The following is a 15462-nucleotide window of genomic DNA, read 5'->3' as shown; positions in this document are numbered from 1 at the left end:
TGAATGCAATGTATTGAAGAAACAGGGCGCTCCCAAGTTCGCGGGATGCGCCCTGTTGTGTTTTCTGGAGGAGTGTGGCATGGATAGTACCCGTTTGGGGGACAGGAATCCGCTGTTGGGTGGACTTTGGTCCCGTAGGCTCGGTATCGAGGCGAAGGAAAAACGCCCGTCGGTCCCGCGCATTGAAGCGTTGGAGCGTCTCTGCAAGCTTGGCGAAAGCCCTGACCAGTAATTATGCGAACGTAAGGAATTCATTATGGAAGCTTCACGACTCAGATGTGTGGCGGCTGTTTTGGCTCTCTGTTGCGTACTTGTTCCCACTTCCGCAGCCAATGCCAAAGCAAGTATCAATAGCGAAAAACTCGAACTGTATTCAGAAACGGATTTTGCCGGATATGGCATGATCTCGAAGACGTGTACCGTAGATCTCCCGGACAACGTCTATGATTCCGGCATTCAAAGTATTGCGGACTATTGTACGGTCTGGAATAACACAGTTTTTGGTGGCGATGAAAACATTGCTACCTTAGATAAGCATGTGCTTAAGTATTCGTTCAAAAAGCACAATGCTGCTGATCATGTGACCACTGGCTGTTGATGGCTAAGTATATTAATTCTTAACTGAGACGTAAAGAACTATAAAAGGGGGCGTAGTATGGTAAATCGACGTTTTAATCAGCGAATTGCACATGTAGTGGTCTTTACTGCTATAAGTGCTATTCTTCTTTGTGGATGCGGATATGACGATGATCAGACAGCGGCAGTTCCGCAGACCCTAAACAATGCTGTTGCCGATTTACTTGGGCGCCCAACTGAACTGTCTCAGGCGAAGGAAATGCTCACCATCCAGTGTGCCCGTGAACGTGGGTTTAATATGCCACAAACGTTGACGGTCAATACCGGTGCCGAAGGATACGCTGATGTTCGTGGAGTTTTTCGCTCGCGCAGTGAAGCCGAGAGTGTTGGCTATCCTTCGGTTACTGTCAACTACGATGGTGGTTCTGATGTGCTTAATGCTTATCAGGATACGTTGAATAGTGAAGAGAGCGAACGATTCGATAACGAGGTGCAAGGCGTGTTAGATAACCCAGAAACCAATAGTGCTTGCTGGTTTCAAGCTACGCGATGGATTTATGGATCATGGAGCAATTACACGGATTGGTCTCATGTTTCTGACGAGTATGGCAGAAGCAAGTCGGATACGACGTTGAATGATCCGGATGTGGTCGCCGCGATCAGGGATGAGTACATGCCCTGCATGGCCGAGTACGGCTATAAGGTGCGTGGCCTGCGTGCCTATGAGATCGCGCAGAAGGAGTTTGGCGCGTACCGCACGTACAACGAGCCCCCGGACGAGCGGGAGAAGACGCTGGCCAGGCACGATTTCGACTGTCAGGAGCGGGCTGATCTCATGGACAAGCTGGATGCGGCCATGCAGCGTACGGCGGGTAAGTGGATGCTGGAGAACGAGGCGATGCTGCTGGAGCGCCATGAGCTGCTCGAGCAGGCCATGGACCGGGCGAAGCAGGTCATCGACGGCAGCGTCACCTACCAGACCATCGATAAGCGTCAATAATGCAATCAGGTATGGGATTCCATTATGAATGCATTGCACTCGGATGATGATGAGCGGTTGCGCGGCACTCGACGCAGCGGTCACGATGTGAGGCGTGTCCTGCTGATGCCTGGACAAGCGGCGGTGTGTCGAACATTTGTTTTACGAACATCTGTCCAGTTATGTGGCTATTGTTGTACCAATAACTGAATGCAACGTATTGAAAAAACAGGGCGCTCCCAAGTTCGCGGGATGCGCCCTGTTGTGTTTTCGGAAGGATAATGGCGTGAAAGTACCCATTTGGGGGACAGGAATCCGCTTTGGGAGGGGGCTCGCTCCCATAAGCTCGGTATCGAGGCGAAGGAAAAACGCCCGTCGGTTCCGCGCATGGCGGCGGGGGACCGGCTCTCTTTCTGATATAAGCCATGTCTAACTAACTATTGCAAGTGCAAAGGACTAATGATGAAGCATCCAAGATTCAGATTTGCGGCGGCCGTTGTGGCACTGTGCTGCGTACTCATCCCCACGTCTGCGGCCAGCGCCAAGACGACTTCTTCCGGGGTGGAGCTCAAGATGTATACGGAAAATGATTTCGCCGGAGGAGGTGCCATGTGGGATACGTGTACCGTAGATCTCCCGGACAACGTCTATGATTCCGGAACTCAAAACATTACCGATTATTGCACGGTGTGGAATAACACAGTATTTTGGGGTGACCAGCCGATTGCAAAGCTGTTCAAAGATCAGTTTGTGCCAGCGTTTGACAAGCTCAATGCAGCTGATCATGTCACCACTGGCGGCTGATTGATACTAATCTATTATTCCTTGAATTCGACCGGATATGGAGCGTGGGATTATGAATAAGCTGACTATGATGCGCTACGTTCAAAGCGCGTTAATGATTGTCGCGATGATTGTCGTGCTGGGTGGTTGTGAAGCAAAGAAAGATCAATCCGCTGTTGTGCCGTTGACTTTGCAAACGGCGGTTTCCGATCTGATCAGCAATCCCACGGAACTGTCTCAGGCGAAGGAAATGCTTACCGTTCAATGTGCTCGCGCACTGGGTTTCGATATGCCAAGCGCATTGGCGGTAAGCACCTCTTCCAAGGGCTATGCGGATGTTGGCGGCATTTTTCGGTCGCAGGCCGAAGCCATGGCCGTCGGATATCCCACGGTCACTGTTGACTATGCCAAGGGAGTTGATACCTTGGATGCGTACCGGGACACGTTATCGGAATCCGAAAGCGATCGGTTTGCCGAAGAGGTGTCCGGCACTCTTGGTGGTGATCCCAGTAAGAATACTGCCTGTTGGAATCAAGCCACACGCTGGTTGTATGGTTCTTGGGACAACTACACCATGCTGTCGAATACCTTCAATGAGTATGGCAGAAGCAAGTCGGATACGACGTTGAATGATCCGGATGTGGTCGCCGCGATCAGGGATGAGTACATGCCCTGCATGGCCGAGTACGGCTATAAGGTGCGTGGCCTGCGTGCCTATGAGATCGCGCAGAAGGAGTTTGGCGCGTACCGCACGTACAACGAGCCCCCGGACGAGCGGGAGAAGACGCTGGCCAGGCACGATTTCGACTGTCAGGAGCGGGCTGATCTCATGGACAAGCTGGATGCGGCCATGCAGCGTACGGCGGGTAAGTGGATGCTGGAGAACGAGGCGATGCTGCTGGAGCGCCATGAGCTGCTCGAGCAGGCCATGGACCGGGTGAAGCAGGTCATCGACGGCAGCGTCACCTACCAGACCATCAGCCAACAAGCGCAATAAACAGACTTGCAAGGGAACGTATATTCGGAGGTCATCATGGGCATATCTCATCCGCGCAACGGGGATCGATCGCACAACGGCCAACGTTCACATGGCTGGGGCGGAGCGGTGCTGGGGTTGCTGCTTGCAGCATTCCTCATCATGGGCAGCGTCGTCGCCACGCTGGGCATCCGGAACATGCGTGAGCAGCAGGCCGCCCCGAAGCCGATCACGGTGACCACCGCCGTGACCCGCGATCCCGTCTCACAGACGCTCAGCGGCACCCTGCACGCCTTCGCGCACCGCAGCCTGACGGTGAGCGGCGAAGGCACGGTGACGCGCGATGGCATTGCGGCGGGCACGCAGGCAAAGGAGGGCGATGTGATCTCCACGGTGAACGAGCGACCAATCCTGCTGTTGAAGGGCGATGTGCCGGCATACCGGACCATGCAGTCGGGCGACTCGGGACGCGACGTCAAGCAGCTGCGAGCGGCCCTTGCCCGGCTGGGGTACAGGACATCGGACAAGGCCGGCGAATTTGGCCCGTCCACGGCGCGGGCGGTATGGCGACTGTACAAGGCATACGGTTTCCCGGCCGTTGATGCGGCGGGCGTGCCGCTTCCGGATACCGAGCAGGATCGTGAGCGCGCGGCCATGCCTGTCTCCGAGCTTGTCTTCTCTCCCACCGTGCCGCTCATCGCCACCGGCGTGTGCGGCGAGGCCGGGACTCGGGCGCAGGGAGCACTATGCACGCTGGAAACCGTTGAACGCGACTATGCCGTGGCGTTCGACGCGGCGGACGTCAACGGTCTGGATAGCAAGGATGCGCTGAACAACCATGCGGCCCGCGCGCTGTTCGCCGAGCCGTTGGACGGCACGGTCACCGCATCATACACACCGCCGCAGGTTGGTTCCGAAGGTGATGGGAATGAGGCGGCCGGCGCGGAAGAAAATGGGCAGTCGACGGTCCGGACCAACAAAGTCTGGTACGGATTCGCCGCGTCGGAACCGGGCAAACTGCCCGTGGAGCCGGATGATGCCAAGGTCACGCTGACCATTCGGCAAAGCGCGGAAGGCTCGTACTCCGTGGATTCGGCGGCGCTGAGGGGCGGCGACGGCGATTGGTGGCTTGCGGACGAGCAAGGCGAACGTACGCCGGTCACGCTCGGGTTCTGTCACGAGGGACGTTGCGAGATCACCGGCGATGGATTGCGCGAGGACATGAAGGCGGTGATACCGGAATGAATCGGCCGTTGATTCGCATGCGCGGCGTATCGCGCCGCTTTCCTCCCGCCACCATTGCCGTGACGGACGCCTCCTTCGACGTGTTCCCGGGCGAATCGGTGTCCATCGTAGGCGCGTCCGGCTCGGGCAAATCCACGCTGCTGGCCATCATCGGTCTGCTGGATCGCTCGTCCGGCGGCGAATACCTGCTCGAAGGCTTGGATGTCGGCTCCATGCGCGCCGGCGCGATCAGCCGGATGCGGCGGGACATGATCGGATACGTCTTCCAATCGTTCCATCTCATCGACTATCTGACCGTGCGGGAGAATATCCTGCACGCGTTGGCCATCAAGGGCGTGCATGGCCGTCCTGCGCACGATCGTGCCATGGAATGCCTGGAACGGGTCGGATTGGAAGACAAGGCCGAGCAGTTTCCATCCACGCTGTCCGGAGGTGAGCAACAGCGCACGGCGATCGCCCGTGCGATCGCCGCACGTCCCAAGCTCCTGCTGTGCGACGAGCCGACCGGAAACCTCGATTCGCGCAATTCGCAGACCGTGGTCAACATGCTCGCCACTGTGATCGGCAAGGACACCACATTGATCATCGTCACCCATGACCCGCGCGTTGCCGACTCCTGCGCACGCCACCTCATGGTGAGCGACGGCGTGGTGAGTGAGGAGGGCTGACCCATGCGCAATCCGCTGACGCGGGCCCTGATGGCCCTGTTCCGGCGTGGTGGGAGATCCCTCCTGACGCTGCTGGCGGTATTATGCTCGGCGGCCGCGCTGGTGGCATTGCAGGGCATCACGGCCAGTTCCGCGGACAGGACCACACAGCGCTTCACCGACATGGAACGTTCATCCATCCAGGTCTCCCTGCCCGCGTCATTCTGGGATATGACGGAATCGGATTTGCTGAAGCGGCTGGATGGATTCCCGCAGATCACCGCCGCCGGCACGCTGCACGTTCCCGAGGATGCCAGTACGGCAGCGGTCATGGTCAGTCCGCAATGGGGCGCATCGGTCGAGGCGAGCGTGGCCGTCGGCACCAATGAGGGGCTGCGGGCGCGTGGGGCCAGTGTGAAGGCGGGGCATTCGCTGCCGGGGCCCGCCGCCGAAGCCGATCCATACACCGCGATTCTTGGCAGCAGACTTGCACGGGAACTGCACATCACCATGGCACAGGGCGATCCTATGGTGACGGTCAACGGCGTGCGACTGTCCGTGGTCGGCATCGTCAATGACGGCGAGGATGATGCCACGCTGGCGACCACGCTGGTCATATCACCAGAAACCGCCCGCATATTCGGCATGCTGCCGGCCACGCGCACCATGCAGGTGCAGGTGGAGCAGGGCACGGCGCAAACCGTGGCGGCCAGACTGGCCGTGGCGCTCAACCCCGGGAACGCCAACGCCGTGTATGTGGAGGCCCCGTCCGATCCGGCTACGCTGCGCGCCAGCCTCATGGCGGATTCGCGGGATCTGACCGCCATCGTCACGGCGATCATGGTCGCGGTCACCGCATTCGGCATCGTCAATACCATGCAGATGGCGGTTAATGAGCGGCGGCGCGAAATCGGCATTGATCTGGCCCTTGGCGCGCCTCGACGGAACATCGCCTTGCAATTCCTCTCGGAGTCGATGGGACTCGGCTTCGCCGGCGCCCTGCTGGGGCTGCTGGTCGGCGCCATCGGCGCGGGCGTATGCGCGCTCGCCGGCGGATGGCGGTTCCTGTTGCCTTCGCAGGTGCTGCTGGTGCCTGCGGCGGGACTTGTGATCGGCGCGCTGGCCGGACTGCTCCCGGCATGGAGGGCCTCGCGCGTGGATCCGGCGGAATTGCTGAGGTCGTCATGATCGCGCGGCTAGACTGGAAGGCGGATCAAGGACGATGGGAAACGGGGCGGTATGGACGATCGGATGACACTCGGCATTGTGGACAACGACCCATGGGTGGCGTCTTCCCTGCAGCGGGCGATCGTCGTCAGCGGCGCGCCGGCGAACGTGCTGTGGACCGCACTTTCGGCTTCGGAGGCGGTGGGCCGGTGCGGAAAGCCGGATGGCACGCCGCAGGTGCTGCTGACCGATCTGGAGATGCCAGGCGGTGGCGGCTACGAGTTGGCGCAGGAGATCAAACCGCGCTTTCCCCGAATCGTGATCGTGGCGATGACCGCATTCGAGCTGACGCATTCGGCCGGGGAGCTGCGGGCGGCGGGCATTGCGACCGTGATCGCCAAATCCCTGCCGATCGTGGAACTGCTTGGCGCGGTGGCCTCGGCGGCGGGGAACGCGAAACTGGAGAACTGGGCGAACCGGGAACTGGCCATGGTCCGGCCCAGCGAACAGGAATTGGAGACGATCCGCCTGTATGCGGGCGGGGAGACCACCGAGGCGATCGCCCGCAGGCTCAACGTCTCGGAATCCACTGTGAAAACCTATATGAAGCGCCTGTTCGCCAAATTGGACGTACACAACCGTGCCGAGGCGATCATGGCTTGTACGCGTAAGGGACTGCTATGAGGGAACTGCTCATCCGCGCATGGCGGGGCAACGCGGTGCATCTGGCCGCCGCGGGCGTGCTTATGGTCGTGGCCGCGGCCGAGCTGGCAATGCTGAAGGGAATCGGGACCATGACCCTGGTATGCCAGCTGTTCACAGTGGCCTACATGCTGGCGGTGTCCGCTCTGCCGTTGGTCCCGGTGCAGGCGAGCATGGTGATCATCGTGGCGGCGCTGGCGGAATCCGCTATGCCGGGGTTCCTGCTCGGCGACGGCTACGTGCATGCGCAGTGGGGATTCGTCTACGCGCTGATCGTGCTCGCGGCGGAATGGTCGGTGTGGATCCCGTCGATCATCGTCGTGGCGTTGTGCGTGTTCCTGATCGCTCGCGGCGGGAATCTGGATGAGAGCATGGACGGACCGGGGCTGTTCAATCTGCCGGCGCGTGTTGCGGTGCCGTTCATGCTGGCGGCTTTGGCTGTGTGCGTAATCGTATATCTGCTTCACAAGGCCGCGTCGGAGCGCCTGCGTGAGCGCGAGGCCGCCGAAGCGCGTCAGAGGCTGCTGGAGCAGGAGAACGCGCAATATCTGGAGCGGCTCAACGTGCTGCACCAGCTGCACGACTCGGTGGCCGGCACGCTCACCTATGCACTCATGCTGTGCCGACGGGGACGATCCGAGGGAGACGTGGATCAGTACCGGTATGTGGAGAACGCGATTGGGGAGGCGCTGGACCACATGCGCAGGGAGGTGATCGAACCGACCCGACGCCTGATCGACGAACGGGATGGGATGGTCGGCCCGACCGCGGCGGGTGCGCCGAGTGCGAGGCTGCGATCTGCGGGCGAACCTGGCATGATCGACCTGCAACTGGGCAAAACCGCCACCCGCCTGCGCTCGCTCGGCTTCCAATGCGAGACGCTGCTGCGCGGCGACTTCGCCGGACTGTCTCCGGAACGTGCCGTATTGGCGTCGCGGGTGGTGGAGGAAATCGGCAACAACGTGCTCAAGCACGGCAAGATCGGCTATTGCGCGATCACCATCACCATCGGGAACAATGGGTCGGTGCGGATCTGGTCGTCCAACATGACGGATGCTGAGCAACCGCAAGTCGTCGGCAGCACGGGCGAGGCGCACGGCAGTGTGGTCAATGGCAGCACGGACAGCGAGGACTGCTCGGACGATGCGGCCCGCTCATCCCAAGCCGGCGAAGGCCTCGCCCTGATCCGCCGAAGCATCCGCCCGTTCGGCGGCACGCTCACAACTTCCTGCGAAGACGGGGAATGGACGACCATTGTCACCATTCCCTCGGATGCGATGGCGGCGAGGGATGTCTCATCAGCAACCGATACACTGGATTGCAGGAATTCCATGAAAGGATGCTGATCGTTATGGAGCGGCGTGGCCCATTGACGTTGGGCGTTGTGGACAATGATCCGTTGGTGGCGGAATCGCTCAGGCGTCTGCTGGAAGGTCAGGGGGCCCCGATTCAGGTGCTGTGGACCGCATATTCCGCGCGTGAGGCGGAATCGCTGTGCAACGCGGAATTGCCGCACATGATGCTGACCGATGTTGAGATGCCCGAACGGGACGGCATTGCGTTGGCGACGAGCCTTGCGCAACGGTTCCCGGACTTGACGGTGGTGGCGATGACGGCCTTCGAGATGTCTTATGACGAGCAGGAGCTCAATGACGCGGGCGTTGCCGCGGTGATCAACAAAGACGCCACGCCATTGGAATTTTTGAACGTCATTGCGCAAACGTCGGGGAACGGGAGGCTGTTGGAATGGTTGCACCGTATGTCGAAGACCGCCAAGCCCACCGCGCAGGAGCTGGCGGCTCTGCGGTTGCTGGCCAATGGCGAGACCACGCAATCCGCCGCGCGCATGATGCATGTGAGTGAAACCACGGTGAAAACCTATATCCGTCGGTTATTTGCGAAATTGGGTGTATCCTCCAGGGCGCAGGCGGTGCTGGTGTGCGCGACGCGGGGTCTTCTGTGACCATGAGCTGGAAATATGCGCTGGAGAAGGTCCGTCCGCGGGCGATGCATATCGTCGCCGTTTTCGTGTGCCTTTCTTTGGCGGTTTCCGAACTGGATGCCAGTGGATTCGACTGGATGACATGGCCTTCCCGAATCATTTCCATCGCCTATATGGCCTCGCTGGTGGTTTTGCCCATCTTTCCGGTTCCCTCCAGTGTGGCGATCGCGATGGTGGCGCTTGCGCAGATGCTTATGCCGGTGCGCGTGCTTGGATATGTGACCATCCAAAGTCTGTGGGGACTGTGGTATGCGCTGATCGTGCTTGCGCTGGAACGATCGGTCTGGGCATCCGGTGCGATCGTGGCGGCATTCGCCCTGCTGTCCGTTGCACAGGGGGAGCGCCCATTCCGCTGGGGCATCATGCATGTGAGCGTGATGGGCATGTTGCCGTTCTTTCTCATCGCTCTGGCCGTAGGCGCGTCAATGCACGTCTGGCGCACGACGGCAAGGGAACAGGCCCGAGCACAGGCCGAAGCCGCCGCCGAGCACGCGCTGTTGGAGCAGCGAAACCGACAGCAGCAGGAACGGCTCAATATGCTGCACCAATTGCATGATTCGGTGGCTGGGACACTCACCTATGCGGTGATGCAATGCCGGGAGGCGCAGTTGGATTGCAGCGAGGAACAACGCATCCAATACGAACGCATCGAGTCCACCGTGGAGGATGCGTTGAATGTGATGCGCAGCCGGGTGATCGAGCCGACCCGGCGATTGATGAGGGAGGATCGGTTGGAAAATGACGGCAAATCCGACATATCCGGCGGTGCGGATGCCGTGCGGCCTGTTCGGGCGGCTGTTTCGCCCGTAGACGCTTCGGTCCCCTCGGACGATGTCGATGCTCGGACGATTCTGGATATGCTCGATCATGTTGCCAAACGGCTCCGCCATTCCGGATACCGGTGCGAAACGCTGCTGCGCGGCGACAGCTCATTGCTTGGCGATCATGCAACGGCAATCGTTCGCCAAGCCCTTGAGGAGATTGGCAACAACATTCTTAAGCACGGCGTTCGCGGCTATTGTGTCATCATGGTCACGTGCGCCGAGCGGAAGGTGACTGTTTGGTCATCCAATATCGTGGATGGCAGCCACTGTGTCGGCGATCGCGGCGGGAAGACCCATGTGCCGCAGCATGACGGACTGGGGCTGGAACTCATACGCCGTCGCGTCGCGCTGCTTGGCGGCAGCCTCGCAACCTCCTGCGAGGACGGAGAGTGGACGACCATCGTCACTATTCCCTCGGATGCGTGATCGCAGCGAAATCCGCCCGTTTTGACGACAGGGGCCCGCTGGTGTTGCCATGGTTTCGAGGTTACGCTGAAGGTGTCGGTTTCATAGGCCGATTGCAAGGCGGCACTCTGAATCGGATTTCGGCAAAGGCGGTTAACATGCGATATGCACTGCGCGCACTGGCCGCGGCCCTTACCATCTACGCCGCTGCAGGTCTGATGTCCTGCGGCCAGCCCAACACCGCGGACGATGGCGCAAGCCATGCGCCAGCGACGCCGTCGAATGTGAACTACACGTCCGACGCCAAGCTGAACCCGTACTATGCGGACTCGCTGAACGTCAAGATGAAGCGCATGACCGCCAATCCGGACATCATGAAGGCCATTCTCTCGGACAGCGTGATTAGCGCGGACGAGCTGAACGAACTGCAGCGGCGCGTGGTGGGGTGCTACGCCGATTTCGGTCTGGTGTATGTGGATCTGGGCGAGGGGCAGTCGCAGATCGGCACCGCATCCGGGCAGCCCATGGGGCCGGACAGCACCTCCAAGGCCGATGCGCAATGCCAGGATCTCAACTACCAGTTCAACGTGCTGGCGACCACCTACTACCAGTCCATCCGCAACCCCGACCACGCCGATCTCACCCTGTACATCGTGCAGTGCCTGCAGGAGCACGGCATCGTCGGGCAAACCTACACGGCCGACGACTACCGGCGCGACCAGAAGACGCAGACCGGCCCGGTCTTCGGCAAGGACGCCTTCGACGCGCAAGCCCACGCATGCCAGTCGGATCCGTTGAACAACGGCTCGGGCAAACTGCCCAAGGAGGCGCAGCCTTCCGCCCGTTGACGGCGGGAACGGGTATCATGCCATAGGTTTGAGGCGTTGAACAGACGAGGAGAGAACGATGGCATCCGATTTCTGGCTGGTCGTGGGATTGGGCAACCCCGGCGCGAAGTACGAGAACACCCGGCACAACATGGGATTCATGACGGCCGACGTGCTGGCCGAGCGCTGGTCGGTCGCCTTCGCCGACCACAAGGGGCTCGCCAAGCTCGGCAAGGGCGTGATGAACCTTCAGGGGCGCAACGTCAAGTTCTTCCTCGCCAAGCCCCTGACCTACATGAACGATTCCGGCAACGCGGTCGCCTCCATCAGCGCTTACTACCAGATCGAGCCCGACCACATCGTGGTGATCCACGACGACATGGACCTCGACTTCGGCCGCATCAAGGTCAAGGCCGGCGGTTCGGCGGGCGGCCATAACGGCATCAAATCCATCGACCGCTCCCTCGGCACGCCCAAGTACGCGCGCGTGCGCATGGGCGTGGGACACGCGGCCCGCGGCCCCCGCGCGCACGACAATACCGTCAACTGGGTGCTTGGTGGCTTCGGGCCCGACCAGCGCAAGCAGCTGCCCGACTTCCTCGCCGACGGCGCCGACGCCGCCGAAATGATCATCTTCGACGGGCTCGCCAAGACGCAGGAGCACTTCAATGGCCGCTGACGCCAAGTCGCAGGGCGCCGCCGCAATCGCCGATGCCAAGGCCGCGGGCGCAAAGTCAGCGCCGATCGGCCACGGCACGCTCGCGCACCTGCTTGACGGACTTCAGGCCGATCCGAGCTTCAAGGCGCTCGCCGACGGCAGGATCGACGTGCCGGAATCGGACGTGGACCCCACGCTCACCATCGGCGCGCCCGATGGCATGCGCACCGCACTCGCGGCGGCCGTCGCCAGCCGTGTGCCGGTGGTGCTGGTGGTCGCTTCGGGACGCGAGGCCGAGGAGACCGTGGATGCGCTGCGCTCCTGGTATGCGGGAGATCCCAACGACATCGCCCAGCTGGAGGCGTGGGAGACGCTGCCTCACGAGCGCCTCAGCCCCCGCGCGGACACCGTCGCCAGCCGCATGGCCGTGTTCCGCCGCCTGAAGCATCCGGATGCGGGCAACCCCATGTTCGGCCCCATCCGCATCCTCGTCATGCCCATCCGCTCGCTCATCCAGCCGGTCGTGGCCGGATTGGGCGACGTGGATCCGCTCGTGTTCACCGTGGGGGAGGAGCTCGCGCTGGACGAGGCCGGCAGACGCCTCGTGGAGAACGCCTACACGCGCGCCGATCTGGTGATGGACCGTGGCGAATTCGCCGTGCGCGGCGGCATCCTGGACGTGTTCCCGCCCACCGCCCCGCACCCGGTGCGCATCGAATTCTTCGGCGACGAGATCGACTCGATCAGGGAGTTCCACGCCTCCGACCAGCGCACGTACGGCAACGGCCTGAAGACCATCTGGGCCACGCCCTGCCGCGAGCTGCAGCTCACGGACGCCATTCGCAAGCGGGCCAAGGCGCTCATCGGCTCCATCCCCAACGCCGAGGACATGCTTGAATCCATCGCCAACGCCATTCCGGTGGAGGGCATGGAATCCCTGCTGCCCGCGCTCGTGGACCATCTGGAGCCCGTTTCCGGCATGCTGCCCAGGCATGCGGTGGTGATGCTGGCCGACCCGGAGAAGCTGCGCCGATCGGCCGAGGACCTGGCCAAGACCGCCAACGAGTTCCTGGCCGCCAGCTGGCATGTGGCGGCCTCCGGCCATGGCGCCGGGGCGCCCATCAGCTTCGACGAGGCCAGCTTCCTGGACTATCAGGAGACGATCAGCGCCCTGTCGTTCAGCGAGCATGACGTGTGGAAGCTCACCAGCTTCGGCGTGGACGCCGAGCAGCCCGGCCACGTGCAGCTCGCCGCCGAGGCCCCCGAATCGTTCCGCGGCAGCGAGGACAAGGCCCACGCAGGCATCGAGGGACTGGTGGACCGGGGCTACGAGGTGGTCGTCACCGCGGCCGCGCAGGGCACGCTCGCCCGTCTCAAGCGCGCTATCAACGAAACCGGCATCGCCTCCATCACCCCCATCCGCTCCCAGGCCGTGGACGGCTTCGTGGACCGCGCCGCCAAACTCGCGCTCCTCACCGAACGCGACTTGACGGGACGCACCTCCGCGGCCGGGCAGGCCAAGACGCCCAAGCGCCGCCGCAAGGCCATCGACCTCATGGAGCTGAAGCCCGGCGACTTCGTGGTGCACGAGCAGCACGGCATCGGCCGGTTCGTAGGCATGCGCCAGCGCACCATCGGCACGGGCGCCAACCAGACCACGCGCGAGTACCTGATCATCGAATACGCGCCCAGCAAGCGCGGCGCCCCGGCGGACAAGCTGTTCATCCCCACCGACCAGCTCGATCAGGTCAGCAAGTACATCGGCGCGGAGGTGCCCAAGCTCAACAAGCTGGGCGGCTCCGACTGGGCGGCCACCAAGGCCAAGGCGCGCAAACACGTGCACGAGATCGCCGAGGATCTGGTCAAGCTGTACTCGGCCCGCCAGCGCACGCCCGGCTTCGCGTTCAGCCCGGACACCCCGTGGCAGAAGGAGCTCGAGGACGCCTTCCCGTACCAGGAGACGGCCGACCAGCTCACCACCATCGACGAGGTGAAGGCGGATATGGAGAAGCCGGTGCCCATGGACCGCCTGATCTGCGGCGACGTGGGCTTCGGCAAGACGGAGATCGCCGTGCGCGCGGCCTTCAAGGCCATCCAGGACGGCAAGCAGGTGGCCGTGCTCGTGCCCACCACGCTGCTGGTCCAGCAGCACTTCGAGACCTTCTCCGAGCGCTACGAGGGCTTCCCGGTCACCGTGGCCGCCATGAGCCGATTCCAGACCGCCAAGGAGATCAACGAGACCATTGAGGGGCTGGCCAGCGGGGCCGTGGACGTGGTGATCGGCACGCACAAGCTCCTGAACCCCAAGATCAAGTTCAAGGACCTGGGACTGGTGATCATCGACGAGGAGCAGCGCTTCGGCGTGGAGCACAAGGAGACGCTCAAGGCCCTGCGCACCAACGTGGACGTGCTCTCCCTGTCCGCAACGCCCATCCCGCGCACGCTGGAGATGGCCGTCACCGGCATCCGCGAGATGTCCACGCTGGCCACCCCGCCCGAGGATCGCCTGCCAGTGCTCACCTATGTGGGTGCCTACGAGGACGCCCAGGTCACCGCGGCCGTGCGCCGCGAGCTGCTGCGCGGCGGCCAGGTGTTCTACGTGCACAACCGCGTGCAGGACATCTCCAAGATCGCCGCGAAGATCCACGAGCTCGTGCCGGAGGCCCGCGTGGGCATCGCGCACGGCAAGATGGGGGAGAAGCAGCTCGATCAGATCATCCGCGACTTCTGGCATCGCGACATCGACGTGCTGGTATGCACCACGATCATCGAGACCGGCTTGGATATCTCCAACGCCAACACGCTGATCGTGGACCACGCCGACCGTTTCGGCCTTTCCCAGCTCCACCAGCTGCGAGGCCGCGTGGGCCGCGGCCGCGATCGCGCGTACGCCTACTTCCTGTACGACCCGTCCAAGCCCATGACCCAGCAGTCGCACGACCGCCTCGCCACGATCGCGCAGAACACCGCGCTCGGCAGCGGCTTCGACGTGGCCATGAAGGATCTGGAGCTCAGGGGCACCGGCAACCTGCTGGGCGACGAGCAGTCCGGCCACATCGAGGGCGTGGGCTTCGACCTGTACATCCGCATGGTCTCCGAGGCCGTGGAGCAGTACAAGGAGCCCGAGCGTCACGAGCCGGTGGCCGTGAGCATCGATCTGCCCATCGAGGCGTCCATCCCCGTGGACTACATCGATTCGGACAAGCTTCGTCTGGAGGCGTACCGCAAGCTCGCCGCCGCGCGCACCGAGGAGGACCTCAAGGACCTCGCGGACGAATTGACCGACCGCTATGGCAAGCTGCCGGAGGAGTTCGAAATGCTGTTCGGCGTGGCCCGCCTGCGCGCCAAGGCACGCGAGCTGGGCATCTCGGAGATCATCGCGCAGGGCAAGAACGTGCGCATCGCCAAGATCGACCCGCCCGAATCCATGCAGATGCGCATCAACCGCATCTACAAGGGCGCCCAGTACCGGCCCGTCACGCACACCTACCTCATCCCCACGCCGTTCGCCGGTTCCCTGGGCAGCGGTCCGATGAGCGGCGAGCAGGTGATGGACTGGACCAGCGACCTGCTCAACGACTTCGCATGGAAGCCGAAGGCGCTGCGATAGGCCGTTCGCCGGTTGCGGCAGGTTGACCGCCGGCCGTTTGTCTACCGAACTGTCTATATGA

The 15462-nt window shown here is 62.1% G+C and carries 14 protein-coding genes; all 14 read left to right on the top strand.

From position 1 onward, the window contains the following. Positions 1-256 precede the first annotated feature (256 nt). Positions 257-598: a nuclear transport factor 2 family protein gene (locus EMO90_RS03370; protein ID WP_150353080.1), complete on the top strand. Its 342-nt coding sequence runs from the start codon at positions 257-259 to the stop codon at positions 596-598. A gap of 57 nt (positions 599-655) precedes the next feature. Then, the gene (locus EMO90_RS03365; protein WP_150353079.1) at positions 656-1576 is read left to right on the top strand and encodes a hypothetical protein; all 921 of its coding nucleotides are present in this window, start codon (positions 656-658) and stop codon (positions 1574-1576) included. Between the two features lie 438 nt (positions 1577-2014). Further along, the gene (locus EMO90_RS03360) at positions 2015-2359 is read left to right on the top strand and encodes a hypothetical protein (RefSeq protein ID WP_150353078.1); all 345 of its coding nucleotides are present in this window, start codon (positions 2015-2017) and stop codon (positions 2357-2359) included. 52 nt (positions 2360-2411) lie between these two features. Beyond that, positions 2412-3335 (top strand): hypothetical protein, encoded by a 924-nt coding sequence (locus tag EMO90_RS03355; RefSeq protein ID WP_150353077.1) that lies wholly within the window; start codon positions 2412-2414, stop codon positions 3333-3335. 141 nt (positions 3336-3476) lie between these two features. After that, positions 3477-4559 (top strand): peptidoglycan-binding domain-containing protein, encoded by a 1083-nt coding sequence (locus EMO90_RS03350; protein ID WP_190971904.1) that lies wholly within the window; start codon positions 3477-3479, stop codon positions 4557-4559. Positions 4560-4618: 59 nt separating this feature from the next. Next, positions 4619-5227, top strand: coding sequence for an ABC transporter ATP-binding protein (locus EMO90_RS03345; RefSeq protein WP_190971903.1), 609 nt, complete (start codon positions 4619-4621; stop codon positions 5225-5227). A gap of 3 nt (positions 5228-5230) precedes the next feature. Further along, on the top strand, positions 5231-6394 hold the full coding sequence (locus tag EMO90_RS03340) for an ABC transporter permease (protein WP_150353074.1): 1164 nt from the start codon (positions 5231-5233) through the stop codon (positions 6392-6394). 63 nt (positions 6395-6457) lie between these two features. Continuing rightward, complete coding sequence (locus EMO90_RS03335; protein ID WP_190971902.1) at positions 6458-7057, top strand: response regulator transcription factor; 600 nt, start codon at positions 6458-6460, stop codon at positions 7055-7057. A 35-nt stretch (positions 7058-7092) separates the two neighbouring features. After that, on the top strand, positions 7093-8421 hold the full coding sequence (locus tag EMO90_RS03330; protein ID WP_150353072.1) for a sensor histidine kinase: 1329 nt from the start codon (positions 7093-7095) through the stop codon (positions 8419-8421). After that, on the top strand, positions 8415-9038 hold the full coding sequence (locus EMO90_RS03325; protein ID WP_190971901.1) for a response regulator transcription factor: 624 nt from the start codon (positions 8415-8417) through the stop codon (positions 9036-9038). The genes EMO90_RS03330 and EMO90_RS03325 overlap by 7 nt, the downstream gene beginning before the upstream one ends. Before the next feature lie 2 nt (positions 9039-9040). Further along, positions 9041-10327, top strand: a complete 1287-nt coding sequence (locus EMO90_RS03320; RefSeq protein ID WP_150353070.1) for a sensor histidine kinase — start codon at positions 9041-9043, stop codon at positions 10325-10327. Between the two features lie 137 nt (positions 10328-10464). After that, positions 10465-11154, top strand: a complete 690-nt coding sequence (locus EMO90_RS03315; protein ID WP_150353069.1) for a hypothetical protein — start codon at positions 10465-10467, stop codon at positions 11152-11154. A gap of 58 nt (positions 11155-11212) precedes the next feature. Continuing rightward, positions 11213-11812 carry an aminoacyl-tRNA hydrolase gene (gene pth / locus EMO90_RS03310; protein WP_150353068.1) on the top strand — a complete coding sequence of 200 codons (600 nt, stop codon included), beginning with the start codon at positions 11213-11215 and terminating at the stop codon, positions 11810-11812. Next, complete coding sequence (mfd, locus tag EMO90_RS03305) at positions 11802-15401, top strand: transcription-repair coupling factor (RefSeq protein ID WP_150353067.1); 3600 nt, start codon at positions 11802-11804, stop codon at positions 15399-15401. Before pth ends, mfd begins: the two co-directional genes overlap by 11 nt. The last annotated feature ends 61 nt before the right edge of the window (positions 15402-15462 follow it).

It is taken from the genome of Bifidobacterium vespertilionis, from assembly GCF_008698145.1.
Taxonomy (GTDB): domain Bacteria; phylum Actinomycetota; class Actinomycetes; order Actinomycetales; family Bifidobacteriaceae; genus Bifidobacterium; species Bifidobacterium vespertilionis.
Note: the sequence above shows the minus strand (reverse complement) of the source record. Positions and strands in the feature narration are given on the sequence as shown.